This is a genomic window from Nocardia farcinica (assembly GCF_029867845.1).
GTDB classification, from domain to species: Bacteria; Actinomycetota; Actinomycetes; order Mycobacteriales; family Mycobacteriaceae; genus Nocardia; species Nocardia farcinica_A.
In genome coordinates, this window is sequence record NZ_JARWRU010000895.1 from 1 (window position 1) to 9,792 (window position 9,792).

Here is a 9,792-nt window from a genome sequence, read left to right on the forward strand (position 1 = left end):
ACCTGTTCCAGGACGACCCGGCCGTCCCGCTGGCCCGCCTGCTCATCCGGCCGGACCACGGCTGGGTGCTCGATCAGTATCCGATGCACAAGGTGGCCACCCGGCCGGACGGCTCGATCGAGGCGACCATGCGTTTCGCCACCCTGGACTGGATGGCGCGGCTGCTGCTCGGTTTCGGCGCGGGCGTGCGCGCCATCGGCCCGGCCGAGCTGGTGGCCGCGGTGCGTGAACGTTCGGAGGCGGCGCTGGCCGCCTACCGGGAGGCGGGTCTGGACGAAGTGGGGGCGATGTGAGCGAGCGGGGCGGGGCGTCGCACCGGGTCATGGTGTTCGGCGCGGGCAATATCGGCATGTACGTCGGCGGTCTGCTGGCGGGCGCGGGCGCGCAGGTGACCTTCGTCGGCAGGCCGCGGCTGCTCGACGAGATCACCACCGACGGCCTGCACCTGACCGACCTGGAGGGCGCCGAGCGGCACGTCGCGCCGGACCGGTTCCGGGTGGCGACCGAGCCGGACGACGTCGCGAACGCGGATCTGGTGCTCGTCACAGTGAAATCGGGGGCGACCGCCGACGCCGCGCGGGCCGTCGCGGGGCGCATCCGGCCGGGCACCCTGGTGATCAGCCTGCAGAACGGCATCGGCAACGACACCGTGCTGCGCGACATCCTGCCCTCCTGTGTGGTGCTGCCCGGCATGGTGCTGTTCAACGTCATCCGCCGCGATCGCGCGCACTACCATCGCGGCACCGAGGGCGGCATCGCCGTGCCGGACGATCCGGCGCTGCTCGGCTGGCTCGACCTGTTCGAGCGCGCGGGACTGCCCCTGCAACGGCACGACGACCTGCGCTCGGTGCAGTGGGCCAAGCTGCTGTTGAACCTGAACAATCCGGTCAACGCGCTGTCCGGGCTACCGCTGCGCGACGAACTGGCCGACCGCGACTACCGCCGCTGCGTGGCGATGGCGCAGAAGGAGGCGCTCGAGGTCATGCACCGCGCGCGCATCCACCCCGCCCGGCTCACCGCGCTGCCCTCGGAGCTGATGGCCTCGGTGCTGACCGTGCCGACCTGGCTGTTCCGCCTGCTGGCGGGCCGGGTGCTGGCCATCGATCCGCTGGCGCGCTCGTCCATGGCCGACGACCTGGCGGCGGGCAGGCGCACCGAGATCACCTGGCTGTGCGGCGAGGTGGTCGACCTCGGCGCGATGACGGGGGTGGCCACCCCGGTCAACCAGCGGCTCATCCAGCTCATCAACCAGGCCGAGCAGGGCGATCAGCGGCGTTGGAGCGGGCAGGAGCTGCTGGCCGAGCTGCGGAAGGCGGCCGAGTCGGGTCGCGCCGGGTCGGCCCGTTCCCGGTAGCGGACCCGCTGGTCGGGCCCGCTTCGGTGACTGCTCCCACCATCGGCCACAGGCCGGGATGAGCGCGGAGGGGGTCCGGTAGCATCGAGGACACCACTTTCTTGGGAGGTACACATGTCAGGCACGTTCAGCTGGTCGCACCTGCTGATCATCGCGCTGCTGTTCGTGGTGCTCTTCGGTGCGAAGCGACTGCCCGACGCGGCCCGTGGCCTCGGACGCTCGTTGCGCATCTTCAAGAGCGAGGTCAACCAGATGCAGAACGAGTCGCCGCAGCAGTCCGCCGCGCCTGTGCAGCAGCCCGCCCAGCAGCTGCCCGCCGGTCAGCCGGCTCCGCAACCCGCCGCTCCGCAGACCACGCAGCCCGAGCAGAAGTCGGCCTGAGCCGACCGCTTCCGTCGGGGTGAGCGCACGCTCGCCCCGACCAGTGCTGTCCGGTGGTGGGCGCCGCCCACCGCGACCACGGCCCGCGAGCACAGGGACACACCACCACGATGCGAATCCCGTTCGATCCTCGGCGCAGCAGGCGCAGGACGAATCCCGACGGCACCATGTCGTTGGTCGAACATCTGCAGGAGCTGCGCAGCAGGCTGCTGAAATCGATCGCGGCCGTGCTGATCACCTCGGTGCTCGGCTTCCTGTGGTACGCGCACTCGGTGTGGGTGCTGCCCAGCCTCGGTGAGATGCTCACCGGTCCGTACTGCTCGCTGCCGCCGAAGACCCGCGCGGCACTGACCCCCGACGGCACCTGCCGCCTGCTCGCCACCGCCCCCTTCGAGCAGTTCATGCTGCGCATGAAGGTGGGCTTCACCGCGGGTGTGGTGCTGGCCGCGCCCATCTGGCTCTATCAGCTGTGGGCGTTCATCACCCCCGGCCTGTACGCCAAGGAACGCCGGTACGCGATCAGCTTCGTCAGCGTGGGCTCGGTGCTGTTCGTCAGCGGCGCGGTACTGGCCTACGTGGTGGTGGCCAACGCGTTGAGCTTCCTGCTCTCCATCGGCGACAACGCCCAGATCACCGCGCTCAGCGGCTCGCAGTACTTTTCCTTCATCATCCAGCTGCTGATCATCTTCGGCGTCAGTTTCGAGACGCCGTTGCTGGTCGTCGGGTTGAACGCGGTCGGCGTGCTGCCCTACGAGAAGCTCAAGGCCTGGCGTCGCGGCATCATCTTCGGCCTGTTCGTCTTCGCCGCGGTCGTCACTCCGCAGGACCCGTTCTCGATGCTCGCGCTGGCCTGCGCGCTGACCGTGCTGTTCGAGTTCGCGGTGCAGATCGCCCGGATCAACGACCGCCGCCGCGCCAGGCGCGAGGCTGCCGCGGCGTTGCGCGACGACGAGGCCTCCGAGATCGACGCCCCCGAACCGGTGGCGCCCGCGCCGCCGCATTCGGCGGCCCATCCCGACCTCCCGGCCCACTCCACTCGCTCACCCGGGGATTTCTCCGACACCCTCTGACACCGCCCCTCTGACACCGACCCCCTGACACCACCGGTGCGGTACGCGCCGGTACCCGGCGCACGGTCTCCTGGCCACCCGAACCGCTCGGGAGGGCGACACGCCGAGACTTAGGTTTGACTCACCTAAGTACTGCGGTTTACTGTTGCTGACGCTGTGCTCGCGGCGAAAGCCCGTCGCGCGCAACGGCGGGGAGGCGTGGACGTCTCGCGCACATCCGGTCGAGGCCGGATCTCCCCCCTGGTCAGAGTGAGAAGGGTGTCATGTCCAAAATTCTCGAGGTCGTCGTCGGCGGCGTCTTCGCCGCATTGCTCGCACTGGGTCTGGCCTCGCCCGCTTCGGCCGACGTCTCGATCCGCAACTCCTCGGTGAACGACCTCTACGTGAGCTCCGATTCCCCGGGCCTGGATCAGATCGAGCGTCAGTTCGCGGCCTTCTGGAACCCGAACATCGGCATCGATCCCAAGATCGAGGTCAGCTACAACGGCCCCGGCGCCCGTGCCGCGCTCGAGCAGGTCATGCAGAACAGCCGCACCATGGACTTCTTCTCCATCCAGGGTCGCGCCATCGGTCCGGTGAACATCTCCGGCAACCACATGTCGGTCGCGGTGCAGGGCCTGATGGCCGGTGTCCCGGCCACCAACACCACCTACCACTGGATCCGCGAGGGCGGCCTGTGGAAGTTCGACTGGAAGTCGATCTGCCAGGAGATGCAGTGCGCCGGTAACCCGAGCTTCGGTTACTGACGAACAGATGCCGTAGGTGGAGCGATCCCCGGACTCCGGGGGTCGCTCCACTGCTGCGAGGGGTGTGGAGAGGTACGGACCCAGCGAATGATCGAAGTCACGAGCGTTTCCAAGAGCTTCGGCGCCAAGACCGCGGTGCGGTCGGTCGACTTCCGGGCCGAGGACGGCGCGATCACCTATCTGCTCGGGCCCAACGGGGCGGGCAAGACCACGCTCATGCGCATGATCGCCGGTCTGATCACCCCGGATGCCGGGACGATCACCATCAACGGCTCGCCGCTGCGCGAGCTGAAGAACGTCATCGGCGAGGTCGGGTTCAGCCTCGGCGCCTTCTCGCGCGATCCCAAGCACACCGCCGAACAGCATCTGCGCTGGCAGGCCCGCCTCGGCGGCCTCCCCGACAGCACCGTCGCCCCGGTCCTCGAACGGGTCGGCCTGGGAAGTGTGGCCGAGCGGCCGGTCGGCAAGTTCTCCTACGGCATGCTCCAGCGCCTCGGCATCGCCTCGGCGTTGCTCGGCGATCCGCGCACCGTCATCCTCGACGAGCCCGCCAACGGCCTGGACGTCGAGGGCACGCTGTGGCTGCGTGAGCTGCTCACCGGCCTCGCCGCCGACGGCAAGTGCGTCATGGTGGCCTCCCACGACCTGACCGAGGTGGAGATCACCGCCACCCGGATCACCATCATGGGCCGCGGCGAGGTGCTCTCCGACGCCACCCGCGAGGAGACCCTGGCGCATGGCAGCGGCCCGCGCCTGCTGGAGTCGGCCTATCTCGAGATCACCAGGAACAGCGTCGAATACGCCGCGAAGGGGGGAGCGCGGTGAGCACCGCGACGTATCTGATCAGGTCGGTGCGCAGCGAATGCGCGAAGCTGTCCTGGCGCAATGCCCTGTGGTACACGATCGTGCCCGCCGCCGTGCTGATCCCGGTGCTGCTGAACTACGGCATCGCGATGGCCGCGCAGAGCAACAAGATCGACGGGTCCGGCGGCATGGACACGAACAACGCCGCCTACTGGATCATCGTCTTCTCCACCTTCATCCTGATGGCGGGCGGGGTGTCCTCGCTGTGCTCGGAGTTCAAGGACACCACCCTGCAGATCGTGTTCGGCATCCAGCCGCGGCGCTGGCTGCTGCCGGTCGCCAAGCTCATCGTGTTCGGCGCGATCGGCGCGTTCACCGCCTGGGCCACCACCTTCGTCATCCTGTGGGGCTTCCCGCGTCTGCTGCCCGACATCTGGGGCCGGGTCGACCTGTTCTCCGCCGAGGGCCTGCGCCTGTGGTTCGGCATCCCGCTGTTGACGGTGCTGGTCTCCGCGCTCGGACTCGGCCTCGCCGCGCTGGTGCCCAAGCCGGGCTTCGTGGTGATGATCGTGCTGCTGTGGAAGTTCGGCGTCGAGGTCTTCGTCAATTTCATCCCCGGCGATGTCGGCATGACCGTGCAGCGGCTGATGCCGTTCAAGAACGGGGAACTCGGCGTCGGCCAGCTGGCGACCTTCGACAGCATGTTCGGCGGCGAGAACGGCTCGTTGCTGTACTTCGGCGTGCTGTGCGTCGTGTTCTTCGTGGCGGGTGTGCTTCGCCTGTCGCTGACGGACCTGAAGAACGACAACTGACCCGCGGCACGCCGGATGGTGCGTACCGATTCGGCGGCGTGGCGGTCCGCAACTCCTGAGTTTGTGTAGGCTAACCGAAGTCGCACGCGAGAGGACATGGCTGAATGGCTCGCAGAGGATTCACCGGGGCGATGCTCCGCGCGTACGGAATCCAGTACCACACCGCCACGGTCGTCGGCTCCGAGCAGACGACCCCGCGGATGCGCCGGATCTGGCTGACCGCGCCGACGCTGTTCGCCGAGATCGACATCGAACCGACCGCCTGGCTGCGCATCTGGTTCCCGGCCGCCGACGGTTCGGACAAGGAATTCCAGCGCGGTTACACCATCGCCGAAGTCGACGAGGCGACCGGCAATTTCGCCGTCGACTTCGTGCTGCACGAGCCGGCGGGCCCGGCTTCGGCGTGGGCGCAGCGGGTGCGGCCGGGCGAGGAGATCGAGGTCGCCTCCTTCGGCTCGCGCGGTTTCGCCATCCCCGAGGATCTGCCCGCCGGTTACCTGCTCATCGGTGATCCGGCCTCGCTGCCCGCTATCAACTCCATCCTGCGCGCGCTCCCGAAACACGTCTCGGTCGAGGTGTACCTGGAACTGCACCACGACGACGACCGGCTCATCCCGATCGCCGAACACCCGCTGGCGCGCGTGCACTGGGTGCGCCGCACCTCCGACCAGGCCATGGCCGCCGCGCTGGAGACCAGGGACTGGTCGAACTGGTACTGCTGGGCCGGCCCGGAGTCCAAGGCGCTCAAGCACATCCGCACCCGCGTCAAGGACGACTTCGGCTTCCCCAAGTCGGAGTTCTATCAGCAGGCCTACTGGGCCATCGGCCGCGCCATGGGCAAGGAGCGCGACGGCGCCGAGGTCGAGCAGACCAGGCAGGTCGAGGAGGCCGGGCAGGTCGAGGAGGCCGGGCGGGAGGCCGCCGAGGCCGCGGCCGCCGTCGAGGTGATCGAGCCCGCCGCCGCACCCGCCGCCGCGACCGTCGCGCCCACCAGGGGCAATTGGCGTTCGCAGGCGGGCAGCAAGCTCTTCGCCGAGCTGAAGCCCAAGTTCTGGGTCGCCGGCGTGCTCCAGGTGCTGCTGACGCTGCTGCAACTCGCGCCCTACGTGCTGCTGGTGGAGCTGGCCCGGCATCTGGTGCGGGGCAGCGACACCGGCACCCTGTGGGCGCTCGGCGGCTGGGCGGTCGGTCTGCTCGCGCTCGGCGCGGTGCTGGAGGCGGCGCTGCAACTGTGGCTGCACACCGTCGATGCCCGGTTCAGCCGCGATCTGCGCAGCAGGCTGCTGAGCAAGCTGGCGCGCGTGCCGCTCGGCTGGTTCACCACCCGCACCTCGGGCCAGATCGACAAGCTGATCAGCAAGGACACCCTGTCGCTGCACTACCTGGTGACGCACGCGGTCACCGACGCGGTGGCCGCGGTGGTGGCCCCGATCGCGGTGCTGGTCTACCTGATCTGGGTGGACTGGCGGATGGGTCTGCTGCTGCTGGTGCCGATCCTGGCCTACATCATCACGATGATGACCATGATGGCTACCTCGGGGCCGAAGACCATGCAGTCGCAGCGCTGGGCCGAGCGGATGAACGGCGAGGCCACCTCCTACATGGACGGCCAGCCAGTGATCCGGGTGTTCGGCGGTTCGGCCGCCTCGCCGTTCCGGCGCAGCCTCGACGAGTACATCGCCTTCCTCGACGGCTGGCAGCGGCCGTTCGTCGGCAAGAAGGCCACCATGGACCTGATCACCCGGCCGATCACCTTCCTGTGGCTGATCCTGGTCGTGGGCACCGCCCTGGTGGCGGGCGGCTCGCTGGACGCGGTCGCCCTGTTGCCGTTGCTGGTCCTAGGCCCCACTTTCGGCTCGCGCCTGCTCGGCATCGGCTACGGCTTCATGGGCCTGCGCGAGGGCAGGCCGGCCGCGCAGAACATCCAGGCGGCGCTGGACGAGAACGAATTGGACGTGCGAACCGGCGGCACCCGCTTCGAGGCGGCCGACGGGCACGTGGAATTCGACGCCGTGACCTTCGGCTACCGCGTGGAAGCGCCGGTGGTGCGGGAGGTCTCGCTCACCCTGGAGCCCGGCACGGTCACCGCGCTGGTCGGTCCCTCCGGCGCGGGCAAGTCCACGCTGGCCGCGCTGCTGGCGCGCTTCCACGACCTGCAGTCCGGTGCGATCCGCATCGGCGGCCGTGACATCACCACCTTCACCCAGGACGAGCTGTACGCGAAGGTCGGTTTCGTCTTCCAGGACACCCAGCTCGTGCACGGCACCGTGCGCGAGAACATCGCCCTGGCCGTTCCCGACGCCTCCGAGGAGGCGATCGTGCGGGCCGCGAAGGACGCTCAGCTGCACGAGCGCATCCTGCGGCTGCCGCGGGGCTACGACACCGTGCTCGGCGCCGACGTCACCCTCTCCGGCGGTGAGCGTCAGCGGCTGACCATCGCCCGCGCCCTGCTCGCCGACACCCCGGTGCTGATCCTGGACGAGGCCACCGCCTTCGCCGACCCGGAGTCGGAGTTCCTGGTGCAGCGGGCCATCGACCGCCTGACCACGGGACGCACCGTGCTGGTCATCGCGCACCGGCTGCGCACCGTCACCGGCGCCGACCGCATCGTCGTGCTCGAGGACGGCAGGATCACCCAGACCGGAAGCCACGACGAACTGCTCGCCGCCGACGGGCGCTACCGCCGGCTGTGGGAGGCGAGCACGCGGCAGTCGGCCGGTGTCGTGGCGGGTGCGCTTTCGAAGGAGAACGTCTGATGTTCCGTACCGTGATCGGCCTGCTGCCCGCCGAACAGCGTGGCCGCGTGGCGGGCTATCTCGCGCTCAATGTCGTGTCCACCCTGGTGCGGGCCGTGGCCGTCGTGCTGGTGGTGCCGCTGGTGGCCGAGCTGTTCGGCGACGACCCCGGCGCGGCCTGGCGCTGGGTCGGCCTGCTCACCCTCGCCGTCGCGGTCGGCTGGGTGGTCGACTCCATCGGCTATCGGATCGGTTTCGACCTGGGCTTCGGCATCCTCGACAACGCCCAGCGCTCGGTGGCCGCGCAGGTGGCGCGGATTCCGTTGCGCTGGTTCACCGAGGAGAACTCGACCACCGCGCGGCGCGCCATCGCAAGCACCGGCCCCGATCTGGTCGGCCTGGTCGGCTACCTGCTCACCCCGCTCATCCAGGGCATCCTGCTGCCGATCGCCATCGCGATCGCGCTGGTGCCGATCGCCTGGCAGCTCGGTCTGGTCGCCTTGCTCGCGGTCCCGCTGCTGCTGGGCTCGCTGTGGGGCGCCAACCGCATCAGCAGGCAGGCCGACAGGGTTGCCGCCGACGCGAACAGCGCGCTGACCGCCCGCATCATCGAATTCGCCCGCACCCAGGCCGCCTTGCGCGCCGCCCGGCGCGTGGAGCCCGCCACCAGTCAGGCCGGTGCGGCGCTGGCCGCCCAGCACGGCGCGACCCTGCGCCTGCTGCTGCTTAGCATTCCCGGGCAGCTGCTGTTCACCGTGGCCGCCCAGATCGCGCTGCTGGCCATGGCGGGCACCACCGCCTGGCTGGCGGTGGAGGGGACCATCGGCATCCCCGAGGCGATCGCGCTGATCGTGGTGGTGGTGCGTTTCGTCGAGCCGTTCAATTCGATTCGCGATCTGGCGCCCGCGATGGAGACCAGCCGCTCCGCCCTCGCCGATATCCGCACCGTCATCGACACGCCCGGCCCGGAATCCGGCGGCAGGACCGCCGAGGTCGCCGAGTCGGCCGCCGCGGTCGAATTGCGTTCGGTCCGTTTCGGCTACCGCGAGGACGGCGACGAGCCCGTGCTCGACGGGTTGGACATCGAGTTCAGGGCGGGGGAGGTCACCGCGATCGTCGGCCCGTCCGGCGCGGGCAAGAGCACGGTGCTGTCCCTGGTGGCCGGGCTGGAGCAGCCGAACGCGGGCAGTGTGCGGGTCGGCGGCGTGGATCTGGGCGAACTGGACGCCGCGCACCGTGCCGCGGTGAGCAGCGTGGTGTTCCAGCAGCCCTACCTGTTCGCCGGGACCATCAAGGAGAACGTGCTCTCCGGCAACCCGGAGGCCACCGAGGAGCAGCTGGCCGAGGCGCTGCGCCTGGCCAGGGTGGACGAGTTCGCCGAGCGCCTGCCCGATGGCCTGGACACCGTGGTCGGCGAAGCGGGCACCGCCCTGTCGGGCGGTGAGCGCCAGCGGGTCTCGATCGCCCGCGCGCTGCTCAAGCCGTCCTCGGTGCTGCTGGTCGACGAGGGCACCAGTGCCCTGGACGCGGAGAACGAGGCCGCGGTGGTCACCGCCATCGGTGCCGACCCGCGCGGGCGCACCCGGATCGTGGTGACGCACCGGCTGTCGACCATCGCGGGCGCGGATCGCGTGCTGTTCCTGGACGGCGGCCGGGTGGTGGAGGACGGCACCGTCTCGGAGCTGCTCGACGCGGGCGGGCGGTTCGCCGAGTTCTGGCGACACCAGCACGACGCGGCAGACTGGCGCATCACCGCCGACGCGGTGCCCGCGGGCCGGAGCTGAGACGGAGTCCCGGAGGCAGTCGCGGCGCCGCCGGGCCGGGCCTCGACGAACGCGACGCCAGCGAACGCGGAAAGGGGGGCGCGCAAAAATAAGGACGAAGCGAAAA

General features: G+C 69.8%; 9 protein-coding genes. All 9 read left to right on the forward strand.

Going from position 1 to position 9,792, the window contains the following annotated elements; translation table 11 throughout:
* On the forward strand, positions 1 to 293 hold a 293-nt coding region (locus QH283_RS19715), incomplete at its 5' end, for a helix-turn-helix transcriptional regulator (protein ID WP_280504465.1).
* Between the two features lie 29 nt (positions 294 to 322).
* Positions 323 to 1,354: a 2-dehydropantoate 2-reductase gene (locus QH283_RS19720; protein ID WP_280504473.1), complete on the forward strand. Its 1,032-nt coding sequence runs from the start codon at positions 323 to 325 to the stop codon at positions 1,352 to 1,354.
* Between the two features lie 114 nt (positions 1,355 to 1,468).
* Positions 1,469 to 1,735 carry a Sec-independent protein translocase subunit TatA gene (gene tatA, locus QH283_RS19725; protein ID WP_280504466.1) on the forward strand — a complete coding sequence of 89 codons (267 nt, stop codon included), beginning with the start codon at positions 1,469 to 1,471 and terminating at the stop codon, positions 1,733 to 1,735.
* Positions 1,736 to 1,845: 110 nt separating this feature from the next.
* A complete protein-coding gene (gene tatC / locus QH283_RS19730) occupies positions 1,846 to 2,805 on the forward strand; it encodes a twin-arginine translocase subunit TatC (RefSeq protein WP_280504467.1) in 960 nt (319 codons plus the stop codon).
* Between the two features lie 263 nt (positions 2,806 to 3,068).
* On the forward strand, positions 3,069 to 3,551 hold the full coding sequence (locus tag QH283_RS19735; RefSeq protein WP_280504468.1) for a hypothetical protein: 483 nt from the start codon (positions 3,069 to 3,071) through the stop codon (positions 3,549 to 3,551).
* 87 nt (positions 3,552 to 3,638) lie between these two features.
* Entirely contained in the window at positions 3,639 to 4,376 is a 738-nt protein-coding gene (locus tag QH283_RS19740) for an ABC transporter ATP-binding protein (RefSeq protein ID WP_280504469.1), read from the forward strand.
* Positions 4,373 to 5,167, forward strand: coding sequence for an ABC transporter permease (locus QH283_RS19745; protein ID WP_280504470.1), 795 nt, complete (start codon positions 4,373 to 4,375; stop codon positions 5,165 to 5,167). Before QH283_RS19740 ends, QH283_RS19745 begins: the two co-directional genes overlap by 4 nt.
* Before the next feature lie 131 nt (positions 5,168 to 5,298).
* Positions 5,299 to 7,923, forward strand: coding sequence for an ABC transporter ATP-binding protein/permease (locus QH283_RS19750; RefSeq protein ID WP_280504471.1), 2,625 nt, complete (start codon positions 5,299 to 5,301; stop codon positions 7,921 to 7,923).
* Entirely contained in the window at positions 7,923 to 9,686 is a 1,764-nt protein-coding gene (locus tag QH283_RS19755) for an ABC transporter ATP-binding protein (protein WP_280504472.1), read from the forward strand. Before QH283_RS19750 ends, QH283_RS19755 begins: the two co-directional genes overlap by 1 nt.
* Positions 9,687 to 9,792: the final 106 nt, after the last annotated feature.